Annotated in this window: 13 protein-coding genes; 6 read left to right on the forward strand and 7 right to left on the reverse strand. The window is 75.3% G+C overall.

The window, feature by feature from the left end; genetic code table 11:
- Positions 1 to 44: 44 nt before the first annotated feature.
- From ACZ597_RS18835 to ACZ597_RS18850, 4 genes are all read right to left on the reverse strand, one after another.
- Positions 45 to 1,406, reverse strand: a complete 1,362-nt coding sequence (locus tag ACZ597_RS18835) for an FAD-dependent oxidoreductase (RefSeq protein WP_471331115.1) — start codon at positions 1,404 to 1,406, stop codon at positions 45 to 47.
- A gap of 137 nt (positions 1,407 to 1,543) precedes the next feature.
- The gene (locus ACZ597_RS18840; protein ID WP_471331118.1) at positions 1,544 to 2,077 is read right to left on the reverse strand and encodes a GNAT family N-acetyltransferase; all 534 of its coding nucleotides are present in this window, start codon (positions 2,075 to 2,077) and stop codon (positions 1,544 to 1,546) included.
- A gap of 70 nt (positions 2,078 to 2,147) precedes the next feature.
- Entirely contained in the window at positions 2,148 to 3,113 is a 966-nt protein-coding gene (locus ACZ597_RS18845; protein ID WP_471331121.1) for an isopenicillin N synthase family dioxygenase, read from the reverse strand.
- A 40-nt stretch (positions 3,114 to 3,153) separates the two neighbouring features.
- On the reverse strand, positions 3,154 to 3,654 hold the full coding sequence (locus ACZ597_RS18850; RefSeq protein WP_471331124.1) for a cupin domain-containing protein: 501 nt from the start codon (positions 3,652 to 3,654) through the stop codon (positions 3,154 to 3,156).
- 273 nt (positions 3,655 to 3,927) lie between these two features.
- Here ACZ597_RS18850 and ACZ597_RS18855 point away from each other — a divergent pair, with 273 nt between their 5' ends.
- The 3 genes from ACZ597_RS18855 (at position 3,928) to ACZ597_RS18865 (ending at position 6,443) form a co-directional block, all read left to right on the forward strand.
- The gene (locus ACZ597_RS18855; RefSeq protein ID WP_471331127.1) at positions 3,928 to 4,488 is read left to right on the forward strand and encodes an HPP family protein; all 561 of its coding nucleotides are present in this window, start codon (positions 3,928 to 3,930) and stop codon (positions 4,486 to 4,488) included.
- Positions 4,489 to 4,593: 105 nt separating this feature from the next.
- Positions 4,594 to 5,355 (forward strand): VOC family protein, encoded by a 762-nt coding sequence (locus ACZ597_RS18860; protein ID WP_471331354.1) that lies wholly within the window; start codon positions 4,594 to 4,596, stop codon positions 5,353 to 5,355.
- Between the two features lie 65 nt (positions 5,356 to 5,420).
- Complete coding sequence (locus ACZ597_RS18865) at positions 5,421 to 6,443, forward strand: PHP domain-containing protein (protein WP_471331129.1); 1,023 nt, start codon at positions 5,421 to 5,423, stop codon at positions 6,441 to 6,443.
- A gap of 109 nt (positions 6,444 to 6,552) precedes the next feature.
- Here the strand turns inward: ACZ597_RS18865 and ACZ597_RS18870 are convergent, their stop codons facing one another.
- Complete coding sequence (locus ACZ597_RS18870; protein WP_471331132.1) at positions 6,553 to 7,596, reverse strand: hypothetical protein; 1,044 nt, start codon at positions 7,594 to 7,596, stop codon at positions 6,553 to 6,555.
- Positions 7,597 to 7,838: 242 nt separating this feature from the next.
- Here ACZ597_RS18870 and ACZ597_RS18875 point away from each other — a divergent pair, with 242 nt between their 5' ends.
- Both ACZ597_RS18875 and ACZ597_RS18880 read left to right on the forward strand, forming a co-directional pair.
- Positions 7,839 to 9,500 carry a carboxylesterase/lipase family protein gene (locus ACZ597_RS18875; RefSeq protein WP_471331135.1) on the forward strand — a complete coding sequence of 554 codons (1,662 nt, stop codon included), beginning with the start codon at positions 7,839 to 7,841 and terminating at the stop codon, positions 9,498 to 9,500.
- Positions 9,497 to 10,654, forward strand: coding sequence for a serine hydrolase domain-containing protein (locus ACZ597_RS18880; protein WP_471331138.1), 1,158 nt, complete (start codon positions 9,497 to 9,499; stop codon positions 10,652 to 10,654). The genes ACZ597_RS18875 and ACZ597_RS18880 overlap by 4 nt, the downstream gene beginning before the upstream one ends.
- A 42-nt stretch (positions 10,655 to 10,696) precedes the next feature.
- Here the strand turns inward: ACZ597_RS18880 and ACZ597_RS18885 are convergent, their stop codons facing one another.
- Positions 10,697 to 12,040 carry a M64 family metallopeptidase gene (locus tag ACZ597_RS18885; RefSeq protein ID WP_471331141.1) on the reverse strand — a complete coding sequence of 448 codons (1,344 nt, stop codon included), beginning with the start codon at positions 12,038 to 12,040 and terminating at the stop codon, positions 10,697 to 10,699.
- Between the two features lie 163 nt (positions 12,041 to 12,203).
- On the opposite strand from ACZ597_RS18885, the gene ACZ597_RS18890 reads away from it, so the two are divergent.
- Positions 12,204 to 13,562: a tetratricopeptide repeat protein gene (locus ACZ597_RS18890; protein WP_471331144.1), complete on the forward strand. Its 1,359-nt coding sequence runs from the start codon at positions 12,204 to 12,206 to the stop codon at positions 13,560 to 13,562.
- A 31-nt stretch (positions 13,563 to 13,593) separates the two neighbouring features.
- Here ACZ597_RS18890 and ACZ597_RS18895 read toward each other — a convergent pair whose 3' ends face one another.
- The gene (locus ACZ597_RS18895; protein WP_471331146.1) at positions 13,594 to 15,117 is read right to left on the reverse strand and encodes an MFS transporter; all 1,524 of its coding nucleotides are present in this window, start codon (positions 15,115 to 15,117) and stop codon (positions 13,594 to 13,596) included.
- Positions 15,118 to 15,239 lie beyond the last annotated feature (122 nt).

Consider the following 15,239-nt stretch of genomic DNA (forward strand, 5'->3'; position numbering starts at 1 on the left):
GGACACGCGTGTGGGGCCCGCCGGCGGCGGGCCCCACACGCGTCTCAGGCGCCGCTCGCGTCGAGCATCTCCCCGCGCTCCACGATCTTCACGCGCTCGCGGCCCTGCGGCTCGCCCAGCGCCTTCTCGGCGGCGTCCAGCTTGTACCAGCCGTCCCAGGTCGTGTAGCGGACCTGCCGCTCCGCGAGGAAGGCCTCGACCGCCTCCGGCTCGGGGGCGGCCGGGGTGAGCAGGCGCCCCTCGGCGTGGTCGGCCAGCAGGTTGGCGACCGTCTCGTTCGCGTCGCCCTTGGTGTGGCCGATCAGACCGATCGGGCCGCGCCGGATCCAGCCGGTGACGTACGTCGAGGCGAGGTGCTCGCCGTTCTCGATCACGCGGCCGCCCTCGTCCGGCACCGTGCCCGACTCCACGTCCCAGGGCAGCTTGGGCAGTTCGTCGGAGAGGTAGCCGACGGCCCGGTAGACGGACTGGACGTCCCAGGTGGTGAACCGGCCGGTGCCCTTGACGTTGCCGGTGCCGTCCAGCTCGGTGCGCTCGGTGCGCAGGCCGACGACCTTGCCGTCCTCGCCGAGGACCTCGGACGGGGACTCGAAGAAGTGCAGGAACAGCTTGTGGGGGCGGTCGCCGGTGTCGCGGATCGCCCAGTTCTCCAGGGTCTTGGCGACCATGTCGGTCTGCTTGTTCTTGCGCCGCTCGGCGATCGAGCCCTCGTCGTACTCGATGTCCTCGGGGTTGACGATGACCTCGATGTTGGGCGAGTGGTCGAGCTCGCGCAGCTCCATCGGGCTGAACTTCGCCTGGGCCGGGCCGCGGCGGCCGAAGACGTGGACCTCCAAGGCCTTGTTGGCCTTGAGGCCGTCGTAGACGTTCGGCGGGATCTCCGTCGGGAGCAGCTCGTCGGCGGTCTTGGCGAGGATGCGGGCGACGTCGAGGGCGACGTTGCCGACGCCGAGGACCGCGACCTTCTCGGCCTCCAGCGGCCAGGTGCGCGGTACGTCGGGGTGGCCGTCGTACCAGGAGACGAAGTCGGCCGCGCCGTAGGAGCCGTCGAGGTCCACGCCCGGGATGCTGAGCGCGCGGTCCGCGGTGGCGCCGGTGGAGAAGATGACGGCGTCGTAGAAGGCGTGCAGCTCGTCGAGCGAGATGTCGTTCGGGTAGTCCACGTTGCCGAAGAGGCGGACCTGCGGCTTGTCGAGCACCTGGTGCAGGGCGGTGATGATGCCCTTGATCCGCGGGTGGTCGGGGGCGACGCCGTAGCGGATCAGGCCGAAGGGCGCGGGCATCCGCTCGAAGAGGTCGATGGACACGCCGGGGTCGGCCGCAGCCTCGGACTTCAGCAGCGCGTCGGCCGCGTAAATACCGGCGGGACCGGTACCGACGATTGCTACCCGCAGAGAGCGAGGCATGACAGGGTTCCCTTCGACCGACAATCTGACTGATCAAGGAAACCCTAAACTAAGGCCTGCCTAACCCGGCACCCGCCCCCGGGTTATGGCCCCATAATCGGATCTTATGGCCTGCCAAAGTCCGGCTTTGGGGACGCTCAGCCCTCGTACTCGGTGAGGTCGATGCTGTGGAGGGTGAGCCGGGCCCCGGTCTCCGGGTCGGAGGCCTCTCCGTCGCTCTCCATGCCGAGCTTGCGGATCACGTTCCCGGACTCCTCGTTGCCGATCCGGTTGACGGCGACGACCCGGTCGAGGCCGCGGTCCTGGAGGGCGAACTCCAGGGTCGCCTGAGCCGCCTCGGAGGCGTAGCCCTGGCCCCAGAAGGCCCGGCCGAGGCGCCAGCTGATCTGCACCTGGTGGCGCGTCTCGGGCAGGTCGTCGGCGGCGGACAGCCCGACGGCGCCGATCAGCTCGCCGGAGGCGAGGAGCTCGACGGCGAACAGGCCGAAGCCCTCGTCGTCCCACTCTTCCTCCCAGGCCTCGATGGCCTCGGCGGTCTGCTCCAGGTCGAGCGCGGAGCCGTCGCCGATCCAGCGCATCACGTCCGGGTCTGCGTTGATCTCCGAAAGGGGGACGAGGTCGTCGTCGGTCCAGCGGCGGAGGAGGAGGCGGGGGGTGCGGATCTCGGTCATGCGCACATCCTGCCGAACGGGGTCCGACCAGGGGTAATCGGCCCCGCCCCGCACGGGCCGGGAGCCGCCCTCAGGGCACCGTGATGGCGTCGAGCTTCGCGCGCAGGTAGACGTGCGAGTCGACCGGCTCGTGGGCCACCCTGCCGACCGGGGCGGGCAGGGACTCGACCCGGGTGTGCGCGTCGCACTCGTAGAAGTAGACCAGCGAGATCAGCTCCTCGGCCGGGGCGTGCGCGGGCGGCGGCAGCACCCGGTGGCGGCCGGCCCGCCAGCGGTCGCCGGTCCAGCGGGCCAGCAGGTCGCCGATGTTGACGGTGAGGGCCCCCGGCTCCCAGGGGGCGTCCTGCCAGCCCCCTTCGTCGGTGTGGATCTGGAGGCCGCCCGCCCCCGGCTCGCGGTCCAGGACGGTCACCGTCCCGAAGTCGGTGTGCGGACCGATGCGGAACTGCCCGGGCAGCGGCTCGCCGGTCACCTCTGCGCCCGGGTACCAGTTGACGTTGAACCCCCAGGTGGGGTGGCCGGTGTGCCGGGTGAAGTGGTCCTCGGGCAGCGCCAGCGCCACCGCCAGCAGCTCCAGCAGTTCGTCCGAGAGGGCCCGCATCGCGGCCAGGTACTCGGCCACCAGCGGCCGCAGCCCCGGCACCTCGGCGGGCCAGGTGTTGGGGCGGAACCACTCGGCGTCCACCGAGGGAACCCCCGTCGGGTCCTCGGCCGCGCAGGACCAGGACTCCTTCAGGTCGGGCGGCGAGGCCGTCCCCTCCGCGTAGCTGTTGGCCTCCGCGCCGGGTCCGAGCCAGCCGCGCCCGCCGACGCTGACCGCGTACGGCTCCTTCGCCTCCGGCGGCAGCCTGAAGAACGCGCGGGCGGCCTCCCGGATCCGGGAGGGCAGCTCCGGATCCACCCCGTGTCCGGTGACCAGCAGGAAGCCGGCCGCCCGCAGCGCCTCGTCGACGCGGGCGGCGGTCCGGGCGCGGGCGGCGGGCTCGCCGGAGCGCCACGGCCCGAGGTCGATGACGGGAACCTGGGTACGGGGCATGGGACCTGCCTTCCGGGAAAGGGGGGCCGGGCGTACGGGGTCAGTCGGGCAGAGCGGTGCCGCAGCGGGAGCAGTAGCGCGCGGCGGCCTCGGTGGCCAGCCGGCCGCAGTCGGGGCAGACCCGGTGCAGCAGGCACGCCGTCTCCCCGCCCTCGGCGGCGCCGGCCGCCCGGCCGGGGGTGCCGATCCCGAGGCCGGGGCGCCGGGTGTGGACGGTGAGGTACGTCAGTCCCTGCGGACCGGCGGTCAGGGAGCGCCGGGCGCCGCGCGCGAGCCAGCAGGCGGTGTGCGGGCGCAGCCGGTGCGGGCCGTCCTCGGTGTCGATCCGGCCGCCGCCCTCCACGACGACGAGCAGGACGTCGAGGGCGGGCTCGGCGTGCTCCGCGATGGCCGCTCCGGGACGCAGCCGGACCAGGTTGGAGTCCAGGCCGCGCCCGGTTCCGGTCAGCCGCCACAGGGCGCCGGTCGCGTCGGCTGGGGCTTCGGCGATCAGCGCGTCGAGGTCCGTGAGGATCCCGGCGAGATGGGGGTGCGTCGTCATTGCTGGTCCTTCCCTGCCGCGAGCTCGTGCCTCCGCAGTCATACACGATCACGGCCGGCCGTTTCCGGCCGATCCGCTCTTTGTGCTCCGACTGCCTGCGGTTCCTCCCGCCGCACCCCGGCGGCCACCCCCGGATGCCCGGGCGATAGGGTCGTGTCCGGATTGCGCCGTCCTCACCCGGAACGGGCGCGAGGCCCGGCCGGCGGTCGATCACCGTCCAGGCACGGCCGCTCCTGCCTCCCCGCCCCGCCCGTACCGGAAGCCTGCCCCCGCATGCACCCCAGCACCACCGCCGCCAGTCCCGGAGCTCCGGCCCCCGCTCCCGTCCCCTCCCCGCGCAGGCGGCTGATCACCCCCCGGGCCCCCGCCCGGCCGAGCACGGCCGCCGCCGTCCACAGCGTCAGTGCCGCGACCACCGTGCTGCTGGGCCTCGTCGGGATCGGCGCGATGATCCACGAACCGGTCCTGATACCCCCGCTGGCCGCGAGCGCCGCACTGGTGCACAGCGCCCCCACCCTGCCGCTGGCCCAGCCGCGCGGGGTGGTCATCGGGCACCTGATCGGCGCGGCTGCCGGTTTCGCGGTCCTGGCCGTGGCGGGCAGCAGCGCCTGGGCCGCGGCCCTGGCGGCCGGGCTGACCCTGGCCCTGCTGACGCTGGCCCGCACCCCGCACTCCCCGGCGGTGGCCACCGCCGTGGTGATCGTGCTCCAGACCCCGGCGCCCGCCCGGTTCGTCCCGCTGCTCGTCGGGTCGGCCGTGCTGCTGGTCCTCACCGGTTACGCCGGTTCCCGCATCCGCCGCACCGCTCCGAGGTACCCCTCGTACTGGTGGTGACCCGCGGGCGCGCCTGCGGTGCGGTGAGGGGGCGCGGACGCTACTCCTTGTGGTGTGGAAATTTCTGCGAAGGACGTCTTCGGAGCCCCCTGCTGGGTGAGTCTGATGGCCCGCGACCTGGAGGCGTCCCAGCGCTTCTACGCGGCGGTCGTGGGGTGGAGCTTCCGCCGGGCCCGGCTGGGCTCGGCCTTCTCGGTGGCCGTGCTGGACGGCGTACCGGTCGCCGGGATCGGGGCGCTGGCCACGGACCTGGCGGTGGCGGTGGCCTGGACCCCGTACTTCGCGGTCGACGACGTGGACGTGGCGGCCTCCCGGATCCGCGAGCGCGTCGGCACGGTGGCCGTGGGCCCGGTCTCCTTCCCCGGGGGCGGGCGGGCCGCGCTGGTCGCCGACCCGGACGGCGCCGTCTTCGGGGTCTGGCAGGGGCCCGTCTCCTCGGGCTGGCGGGTGGGCGTGGGGCCGGCCCCGGCCTGGCTGGAGCTGCGGACCCGGAACGCCTTCGACGCCGCGCTGTTCTACGGCGAGGTGCTGGAGTGGGCCACGGGGCGCGAGGGGTGCTGCGAGGTCTCGTACGAGGAGGAGCGGGTCGTCCTGCGGCAGGGCGGGGAGCCGGTCGCCCGGCTGGACAGCGGCCCGGTGGAGCCGGGCGCCTACGCCCCGCACACCCGGCCCCGCTGGCACGTGCACTTCCGGGTGGCGGACCTGGACGCCGCCGTCGAGTCGGCCCTCGACCTCGGCGGGCGCACCGTGTCGGTGTTCACCTCGGACGGCGCCGAGCGCTCCATCCTGCTGCGGGACCCGGACGGCGCCCTGTTCACGCTCACGGAGCGGGTCGTCGCGCCCGGACCGGAGGACGGCGCGCGCTGACGGGTCCGCTCGCCGGTGCCCGGAGCCGCGGGGAGACTGGTGCTGTGGCCGGGAGGAGGTACGCCATGGACCCGGTGGCGGCACTGGACCGGATCGCGTTCCTGCTGGAGCGTGCGCAGGCACCGACCTACCGGGTGCGGGCCTTCCGTACGGCGGCGGCGGCCGTGGCCCACCTGGGCGAGCGGGAGACCGCCGAACGCGCCGCGGCCGGATCCCTGGAGGCGGTCAAGGGCATCGGCCCGAAGACCGCCAAGGTGGTGCGCGAGGCGGTGGCCGGCGGGATCCCCGAGTACCTGGGCGCCCTGGAGGAGGAGGCCGCGGCGATGCCGCAGGGCCCGCCCGCATCTCCCGCCGCCACCGCGCTGCGCGCCGCCCTGCGCGGGGACTGCCACCTGCACTCGGACTGGTCCGACGGCGGGAGCCCGATCGAGGCGATGGGGCGGGCCGCCGCCGGGCTGGGGCACGAGTGGGCGGTGCTGACGGACCATTCGCCGAGCCTGAAGGTCGCGCGGGGGCTGTCGCCGGAGCGGCTGCGCGAACAGCTGCGGGTGGTGGCGGAACTGAACGAGCAGTGGGCGCCGTTCCGGCTGCTCACCGGCATCGAGTGCGACATCCTCCTCGACGGCTCGCTCGACCAGGAGCCGGAGCTGCTGGAACGCCTCGACCTGGTGGTCGGGTCCGTCCACTCGAAGCTGCGGATGGAGTCGCCCGCCATGACGCGGCGGCTGCTCAAGGCCGTGCGCAACCCGTTGCTGGACGTCCTCGGGCACTGCACGGGGCGGCTGGTGACGGGCCGGACCCGCCCCGAGTCCGCGTTCGACGCCGAGGCGGTCTTCGCCGCGTGCGCGGATTCCGGCACGGCCGTGGAGATCAACAGCCGCCCCGAGCGCCTCGATCCGCCCCGGCGGCTGCTGCGGCTGGCCGTCGCGGCGGGCACCCTCTTCGCGGTCGACACCGACGCGCACGCCCCGGGCCAGCTGGACTGGCAGATCCTGGGCTGCGAACGGGCGGTGGAGTGCGGGGTGCCGGAGGAGAGGGTGGTCAACACCTGGACCGCCGACCGGCTGCTCGCCTGGACCGCGGCCTAGGTGTGTTGTCCGGACAGGCCGGTGCCCCGGCCGCGCGGTGTGCGGCCGGGGCACCGGTGGGTGGTCAGGGCGGGTCAGCCTCCCGTGCCGGCGGGCGGGCGGCGGTACTTCAGGCCAGGCCGGCCAGGACCGCACCGGCTCCGGCGCAGAGCACGACGGCGACCCCGGACCAGGCGTACGGGCCGCCGAGCGCGCCGTCGAGCGGGTCGAAGAACACCAGGCCGCCCACGATGTGCAGGGTGACCACGGCGAGCGAGGCCACCGCCGCCGTACGCCAGACCGCCGGGGTGTCGCGTACGGCCAGCAGGGCTCCGAGCGCCAGGCAGAGCAGGGACACCGCGAGCGGTGCCAGGGATTCGGGCGCCGGCGGCCGGGCCGGGTTGCCGGGGAGGTGGAGGACCCCGCACAGCAGCAGGGCGGCGGCGGTCGGCCAACGCAGTACGTGTCCCAGCGCGCCCGGCGCCGGGGCCGCGGCGGGCCGGGGCCGGTCCGTCTCGGCCGGCGCCCGGTCGGCCCCGGCCCGCTCCGGCGCGGCGACGGCCGCCGGCACCGGCGCGGCGGGGGCCCGCACCGGCTCCGCCGCGGGTGCCGCCGGCGGGTCCTGCGGCGGCGGGGGCAGGGCCGCCCGCGCGGGGGGCCGGTCCGTGCGGGGGGTGCCGTCGGGGCCGAGGATGCCGGCCAGCAGGGCCACGTCCTCGATGGGCCGGCCGACGGCCGCCGCCCGCAGGGTGATGTCGGCCTCGGCCTCCTCCAGGGGGTGCTCGCCCAGCAGGGCGACCATGTGGCGGACGTCGTCGACGGGCCGGGTGACGGCGGCGGCGCGGAGCGCGTCGTGCCCCGGGCTGTCGAGCCGGCCGCTCTCCTTCAGGAGGCTGACCAGCGCGGTGACTTCCTCGACGGGGCGGCAGGTGGCCGCCGTCTCCAGCAGGGTGCGGATCGGCTCGGGGTGCGGGTCGGGGCGGGTCTCGGGGCGGGGCCCGCGGTCCGGCTCGGCGGGGGCCGGGCCGGCGGACGGCAGGCCCGGGGCTGCGTCCGGGGCTGCGTCGGGGGTGGGGGGCACGGAGGTCGCGGGGCCGTCGGTGGGGTCCGGGGTGGCGGGGAGCCCGTCGCGGTCGCCGTTGTCCGTCGCCGCGAGGGTGCTGGGGTCATTCATGGAAAGCTCCGTTCGCCGACGCGCGGGTCTACACATCGCGCGCCGGTCATCGTGCGTCATGGGAATCGCACGCTTTGTTACATTCAGCGGCACCGGCCACGACTGCGCCATTCGGGGCGGGCAAACGGGGGGCTCCCCCGGCGTGTCCCCGCCCCGCGCCGGACACGCCGGGGCCGAGGGGGGCCCGGGGTGGCGGGGGCGCGCACAGTGGCCTGACCGACCCGTCGAGGAGGGACGCAGCCGTGCCGGATCCCCGTCTCGCCCGCAGCGGGCGCCTCCGGCGCGGGCTGCTGCCCGCGCTGGTCCTGCTCATGCTCTGCGCCGCCGGTTCGGGGCCGCCCGCCGCCGTGGCGATGGCCGGAGCCGGCGAGCGGCCGGTCGTACGGACCGCCGAGGGACCCGTACGGGGCCGCGCGCACGGGCCGTACGACACGTTCGAGGGAATCCCGTACGCGGCCGCGCCGACCGGGCCGCTGCGCTGGCGGCCGCCGCGGGCCGCGCCGCGGCGGGCGGGGGTCCTCGACGCCGGGGCGCCGGGGGCGCGCTGCGCTCAGCTGCCGGCGTTCGGGCCGGGCGGGCCGGGCGGCTCGGAGGACTGCCTGTTCCTGAACGTCACCGCCCCGGCGGGAGGGGGGCGGGCGCGGCCGGTGATGGTGTGGTTCCACGGCGGCGGCTTCCGCTTCGGCTCGGGGGACGAGTACCGGCCGGACCCGCTGGCGGTGGCGGGCGGGGCGGTGGTGGTCACGGTCAACTACCGGCTCGGCGTCTTCGGCTTCTTCGGCCACCCGGAGCTGGGCGGCGCACCGGACTTCGGGCTCGCCGACCAGCAGGCGGCGCTGCGCTGGGTACGGGCGAACGCGGCCGGCTTCGGGGGTGATCCGGGGCGGGTCACCGTCTTCGGCGAGTCGGCGGGCGGGCTCAGCGTCTGCGCCCACCTGGCCTCCCCCGCCTCGGCGGGCCTCTTCCACCGGGCGATCGTGCAGAGCGGCTCCTGCTCGACGACGATGCCGCCGTACGCCCTGCTGCCGGCGGTGGGGACCTACGAGCCCTTCGTGCCCGAGGAGCGCACGGTCGCGGCCGGCACGGCGGCGGCGGACGCCCTCGGATGCGGCGGCCGGCCGGCGGGCCGCGTACTGGACTGCCTGCGCGGGCTGGACACGGGCCGGCTGCTGACGGCGGAGCTGATGGAGCGGTTCTCGGGGGTCGCGTACGGCAACGCCCTGCTGCCGCTGGAGCCGGTCCGGGCGCTGGCGGCGGGGCGGTTCCACCGGGTGCCGGTGATGCAGGGCAGCAACCGCGACGAGATGCGGCTCTTCCTGTCGCAGGCTCTGACGGTGTATCCGGTGGACGGCGAGCAGGGTTACCGGGAGCGGCTGCGGAACTCGTTCGGCGCGGCGGCCCCCGCCGTGGCGGCGGCCTATCCGGCGGGTGCCTTCGCGACGCCCGCGCTGGCCTGGGCCGCGCTGCTCTCCGACGCCTCCTTCACCTGTCCGACGCTGCGGGACGGCCGGGCGCTGTCGCGGCACGTGCCGGTGTACGGCTACCTCTTCAGCGACGGCGGGGCGCCCAACTTCCTGGGGCTGCCCGAACTCGCGGGCTTCCCGTTCGGGGCGGCGCACGGCTTCGAACTGCCCTACCTGTTCACGACGGTCGGGCTGACGGAGCCGCAGCGGGCCCTGTCCGGGCGGATGACGGGCTACTGGACGCGTTTCGCCCGCACGGGGACACCGGATGCGCCGGGCGCCCCCGGCTGGCCCCGGTTCACGCCGGCGGCCCCCTCCGTGCTGGAGCTGGCTCCGGGCCCGGGAGGGATCCGCCCGGTCGATGCGGCGGCCGCGCACCACTGTGCCCTCTGGGACACCGTGACGTTCCCCAAGTCCCCTGCGCCGAAGGATGGTTCATGACGAGCGGGCTGCGCGAGGTGCTGCTGCCGCCGGTACGGGACGGCTCGCTGCCTGGGGCGGTGGCGCTGGTGGCGCGCGGGAACCGGGTCGAGGCCGAGGCGCTCGGCTCGGCCGGGGCGGACGGCGGCACTCCGATGGCCCCGGACTCCGTCTTCCGGATCGCTTCCCTCACCAAGCCGGTGGTCGCCGCGGCGGCGCTGGCCCTGGTCGACGACGGGCTGACGGCACTGGACGGCGAGGTCCGGCGCTGGCTGCCGGAGCTGGCGGCGCCGGTGGTCGTGCGCACCCCGGACGGGCCGGTGGACGACGTGGTCCCGGCGGCGCGGCCGGTCACGGTGGAGGACCTGCTGACCTTCCGGGCCGGGTACGGCTTCCCGTCGGACTTCTCGTACCCGGCGGTCAGGCTGCTGCTCGAGGAGCTGGGGCAGGGGCCGGCGCGGCCGCAGGAGGTCCCGGCGCCGGACGCGTGGCTGGCCGCGCTCTCCCGGATCCCGATGCTGCGCCAGCCGGGCGAGGCCTGGCTGTACAACACCTGCTCCGACATCCTGGGCGTGCTGGTCGCACGGGTTTCGGGGCGCGGCCTGCCCGAGTACCTGGCGGAGCGGATCCTCGGGCCGCTCGGCATGGCCGACACCGGCTTCCGGGTGCCCCGGGAGGCGCTGGGCCGGTTCACGTCCTGCTACCGCGCCGGGGCCGCCGGTGCTCCGCTCCGGCTGGTCGACGCCCCGGACGGGCAGTGGAGCCGGCCGCCGGCGTTCCCGTCCGGGGCGGGCGGGCTGGTCTCCACCGTCGGGGACCTGTACGCCTTCGGCCGGATGCTGCTCGCCGGAGGGCGGGCCGGCGACGGGCGGGCGGTGCTGTCGCCCGGGGCGGTCCGGCAGATGACCACCGACTGGCTGACGCCCGGTCAGCGGGCGGGAGCGGAACTGTTCCTGGAGGGCCAGGGCTGGGGTTTCGGCGGCTCCGTCGACGTGGAGCGGCGGGATCCGTGGAACGTGCCGGGCCGCTTCGGCTGGGTCGGTGGCACGGGCACGTCCTGGCACGTCGTCCCGGCCACCGGTGCCGTCTCCGTCCTGCTGACCCAGCTGGAGCTGGCCGGGCCCACCCCGCCGGCGGTGATGCGCGCCTTCTGGGGGTACGCGGCCTCGTTCTGAGGAGACCTCCGACGGGGCCCGGCCCGATCCACAAGACGCCCCCTAGAGCCGGACGTCCCAGGCCAGGGTGGAGGTCAGGGCGCGGGCGGTCTCGGGGTCGCGGACCGAAGGGGTGCGGTCCGTGACGCTCACCGACAGCCTGTGGCCGCGCAGGTCGAGCAGCCACAGCTCGGCCACCCGGACCTCGGTGCGTCCCGCGAGGCGCTTGAGTTCGCGGCCGTCGAGGTACCAGCGGACCTCCGGCTGCCGCCCGTCGGGCCCGTGGAGGGTGGGGACGGCGGCCCTGGCGGTGTGCCTCAGCCGCAGGGTGCGGTCGGTGGGGGTGAGCGGGGTGGCCAGGCGGGCGTGCCGGTGGAAGCCGGCGATCATCGCCTCGACCCCGGGGAGGTTGAAGGGCTTGCCGAGGACCCTCATCAGGGAGTTGTCGGTGGGCCGGTAGAGGCCGGTGACGTAGTAGCCGCCGCCCTCGTACGCGCCGACGGTGCCGCCGTCGGGGGAGGTCTCGCCGAGCCAGCGGTACCACTTGGCCCGCTCCGCCGCCATCCGGGTGGCGTCGAGGGTGGAGGTGTTGGTGTCGGCGGGCTCGGGGCCGGTGTACTTCTCGTAGCCGGGGACGCCCGGGTAGAAGTACTCGTCGGCGAGCTTGCCGAGCGAGTGGCCGGTCTCGTGGATGGCCACCTGCCCGGACTTGGGGTGGCCGGCGGAGGCGGTGGAGATGCCCTCGTAGCCGAGGGCCGCGCTGGGCTCGTTGTATCCCGCGCCGCCGTACTTGGCGCTGTTGGCCAGGACGATGACCAGGTCGGCGGCGGGCGCCTTCGCGACGTACGCGTCCACCTTGGGCTGGTCCACGCACAGCAGCCGCTCGATGGACTCGCACCAGAAGTAGGAGCCGAGCGCGGTGTCCCGGACGGTGTCCGGGCCCGGGTCGCCGGAGACCCCGGACTGCGCGGAGACCGCGTCCACGGTCCAGACGTTGAACAGGTCGCGGTAGGTGGTGTACGGCTCGACGGCGGTGACCTCGGCCCACTTGGCCCGGGCGTCGGAGTGGAAGCGGTCCAGTTCGCCCGCGGTGTAGCCGTCGCCGACGACGACCACGTCGAGCCGGTCCCCGGTGGAGCCGTTGTCGATCATCTTGGTGACCTGGCCGTCGGCGGCGCGCGCGGCCTCGGAGAGGCGGGGCGCGGCCTTGGCACGCCCCGCTGCCGGTACCAGGGCGTGGCCGGATCCGGCGTCGCCGCCGTGTTCCGGCCCGGGTATCTCGACCCGGACACCCGCCGGCCGGGGCGGGTCGGCGGCCGCGGGCGCGGTGGCGGCGGCCAGCAGCGCGGCGCACGCGCAGACCGCGGCGAGCGCCGTGCGCAGGGCCGGCCGGACGGTTCGCCTCATGAAGTCCTCCGTGGGGGAAAGGAGTCGAGCGGGACGTTAAGCGGTGGATTAAATCCGCTGAACAGGCTGCTTAAACTAGGCGGCGCGCCGGGTCGTGCGCAATGGTCGAATCCCCTTCGATACTGGGGAGTTGAGACATCCAGGGTGACAACAGGGGGAGTTCATGGACGAACCGGCCGAGATCGGACGCCGGGTGCAGCGACTGCGCGGCGAACGCGGTCTGACCCAGCGGCAGTTGGCGGAGCCCGCGTACACCCCGGCGTACGTGTCCACCCTGGAGGCGGGCAAGGTACGGCCCTCCGAGACCGCGCTGCGCTTCCTCGCCGGGCGGCTCGGCACCTCGTACGAGGAGCTCGCCACCGGGCGTCCGGCGCACTTGGCCACCGAGCTGCGGCTCGCCCTGACCGACGCCCAGCGCACCCTGGCCACCGGCTCCGCGCAGGAGGCGTCGGCGCACTTCCGGCGGCTGCTGGCCGAGGCCGAGCGGCTGGGCCTGGCCGACGAGCGGGCCGAGGCGCTGCTCGGGCTCGGCGACTGCGCGCTGGAGTCCGGGGAACTGGCCGGGGCCGCGGCGCACTTCGAGGCGGCGGAGCTGCTGCTGGCGGACGAGCCGCTGCCCCGCCGGGCCCGGCCGATCCGGGGCCGCGCGGTCGCCCACCTGCTGGCCGGGGAGCTGCGGTACGCCTGCTACCTGCTGGAGTCGGCGATCGACGCGCTGAACGCGGGCGGGCTCGGCGACCCGGAGGCCCTGGTGCTGCTGTACTCGGCGGTCATCGGCCCGTACATCGACATGGGCGCCCACGCCCGCGCCGCCCACGCGGCGGAGCTGGCGCTGGCACTGGCTCCGCAGGTCGGGGATCCGGCGCTGGTGGCGGGGATGCACCGGCAGGTGGCGCGGACCTTCCTGGCCGAGGGCCGGGTGGCCGATGCGGACGCCTCGCTCGCGAAGGCCCAGGCGGTCTACCGGCAGCTGCGGCTGCGGACCGATCTGGCGCACTGCCACTGGATGCGCGGCTACGTCCAGGCGCAGCACGGGGAACTGGGCGCGGCCGAGCGGGAGTTGCGGACCGCCCGGGAGATGCTGACGGCGCGGCGGGCGGCGCTGTTCACCGCGCAGGTGGAGGTGGAGCTGGCCGATGTGCTGCGGCGCCTGGGCCGGTACGAGGAGGCCGCCCAGCTGGTCTCGGGGCTGCTGGAGGAGGGTTCGGGGCCGGGCGCGGTGCACGCGGGCGGTGCGCACCGGCTGCTGGGGCTGATCGCGCAGGAGCGCGGGGACACCGAGGCGGCCGAGGAGCACTACGTACGGGCGCTGGCGCTGCTGGAGCGCAGCGGGGCGGGCGGGGACCTGGCCGACCTGTGCCGGCTGCTGGGAGACCTGCTGCGCCGGTCGGGGCGTACGGAGGCGGCGATGGACGCCTACCGAACCGGGCTCGGGTACCGGGCGGCGCCGGGCACGACCACCCTGGGCCCGGCTCCGGCGGCCCCGGCGCACCTGGCCCCGCTCCCGGCGCCGCCCCGCTGAGGGGGCCGCGCCGGGAGCGGGGGCCGGCGGGTCAGTGGTTCTCGGTGGGCTGGAGGTCGCGCGGGATCAGCGTCCAGGTGGTGGCCGCGGCGGCGACTGCCAGGGCTCCGGCCAACAGGAAGGCCGGGGTGATCGCCAGGGTGTAGGCGTGCGCGGCGGTCTCCAGGAGGGCCTGGCCGACCGCGCCGCCGAGCCGCTCGGCGGTGTGCGCCGCTTCGCCGACCGAGTCGCGTACGGCGCTCGCGGCGGGGCCGTCGAGGTCGAGCACCGGCAGGTTGCCCCGGTAGAGGGCGGCGGCGGTGCTGCCGAGGATGGCGACGCCCATCGCGGAGCCCAGTTCGTAGCAGGTCTCCTCGATGGCGGCCGCGCTGGAGACCTGGTCGGCCGGCGCTGCGGAGACCAGGGTGACGGAGGCCACCGTGGTCGCGACGCCGGCGCCCAGCCCCATCACGGTCAGGCCCGCCGCGAAGGCCGGGTAGCCGAGCTCGGTGAACTGCTGGACGGTCCAGGGCATCGCCATGCCGGCCGCGAGGACGACGAGTCCGGCGCCCAGTACGTGACGTATCGGGTAGCGGTGCATGAGCGCCGGCGCCACCATCGACGCGCAGATCAGCGCCAGCGGGGCGGGCAGCAGCCGCAGCCCGGCCTCCAGCGGGGTGTAGCCCTGGCCGTACTGGAACCACTGGGTGACGAGGAAGAGGATCGCGCCCATGCCGACCATCGGGAGGAAGATCGCGGTGGCGGCGACGCTGAAGGCGGGCTTGGCGAACAGCCGCACCTGGAGCAGCGGGTTGTCCAGGCGCAGCTGGCGGCGGACGAACACGGTGAGCGCGACGGCGGCGACGGCGAGCAGGGCCCAGGGCAGCGGGTCGGCGATGCCGCTCTTGCCGAGCTGCTTGATGCCGCCCGCGAGGGCGAGCATGCCGACGACGGACTGGGCGACGCCCCACCAGTCCCAGGCGCCGTCGCCGCGCGGGGCGCGCGATTCGGGGAGGTAGCGCAGGCCGGCCGCGACGATCAGGGCGGCGACGGGGAGGTTCAGGAGGAAGGCGGAGTGCCAGCCGTGGTCCTGGACGAGGAGGCCGCCGACGACGGGGCCGAAGGCCATGCCGCCGCCGAACACGGCGGCCCAGACGGCGAGGGCGAAGGCGCGCTCCCTGGCGTCGGTGAAGACGCTGCGCAGGATCGACAGGGTGGCGGGCATGATCGCCGCGCCGCCGACGCCGAGGAGGGCGCGGGCCGCGATCACGTGCCAGGCCTCGGTGGAGAACACGGCGATCAGCGAGGCGGCGGAGAAGATGCCGAAGCCCGCCATGAGCAGCCGCTTGCGACCCCATCGGTCGCCGAGGGCGCCGGCGGTGACGAGCAGTCCGGACAGGGCGAGGGCGTAGACGTCGATGATCCACAGCTGCTGCACGGCGCCGGGCTGGAGGTCGGCGACGAGCGAGGGGAAGGCCACGTTGAGGATCGTGGTGTCCATGGAGATGAGCAGGAGGCTGCCGGAGAGGATCGCGAGGACGATCCAGCGGCGGGGGTCCCGCGTGGGGGTGTGCATGGGATTCCGTTCGAGGGGGCGCCCGCGGCCGTGACGAGCAGGCATCTTGATGAGTCTCCGTCGCCTCGAATGATACAAAGATGTCTCACTCGAAGCAAAGCTGACTCATGCAGGGGTCGACT

It is taken from the genome of Streptomyces sp. NPDC040718, from assembly GCF_055593565.1.

Coding starts and splice junctions, on each gene's coding strand:
- ACZ597_RS18855 (WP_471331127.1), top strand. CDS start 3,928: ATGCACCCCAGCACCACCGCCGCCAGTCCCGGAGCTCCGGCCCCCGCT.
- ACZ597_RS18895 (WP_471331146.1), bottom strand. CDS start 15,117: ATGCACACCCCCACGCGGGACCCCCGCCGCTGGATCGTCCTCGCGATC.
- ACZ597_RS18860 (WP_471331354.1), top strand. CDS start 4,594: ATGGCCCGCGACCTGGAGGCGTCCCAGCGCTTCTACGCGGCGGTCGTG.
- ACZ597_RS18835 (WP_471331115.1), bottom strand. CDS start 1,406: ATGCCTCGCTCTCTGCGGGTAGCAATCGTCGGTACCGGTCCCGCCGGT.
- ACZ597_RS18840 (WP_471331118.1), bottom strand. CDS start 2,077: ATGACCGAGATCCGCACCCCCCGCCTCCTCCTCCGCCGCTGGACCGAC.
- ACZ597_RS18880 (WP_471331138.1), top strand. CDS start 9,497: ATGACGAGCGGGCTGCGCGAGGTGCTGCTGCCGCCGGTACGGGACGGC.
- ACZ597_RS18885 (WP_471331141.1), bottom strand. CDS start 12,040: ATGAGGCGAACCGTCCGGCCGGCCCTGCGCACGGCGCTCGCCGCGGTC.
- ACZ597_RS18850 (WP_471331124.1), bottom strand. CDS start 3,654: ATGACGACGCACCCCCATCTCGCCGGGATCCTCACGGACCTCGACGCG.
- ACZ597_RS18890 (WP_471331144.1), top strand. CDS start 12,204: ATGGACGAACCGGCCGAGATCGGACGCCGGGTGCAGCGACTGCGCGGC.
- ACZ597_RS18845 (WP_471331121.1), bottom strand. CDS start 3,113: ATGCCCCGTACCCAGGTTCCCGTCATCGACCTCGGGCCGTGGCGCTCC.
- ACZ597_RS18865 (WP_471331129.1), top strand. CDS start 5,421: ATGGACCCGGTGGCGGCACTGGACCGGATCGCGTTCCTGCTGGAGCGT.
- ACZ597_RS18870 (WP_471331132.1), bottom strand. CDS start 7,596: ATGAATGACCCCAGCACCCTCGCGGCGACGGACAACGGCGACCGCGAC.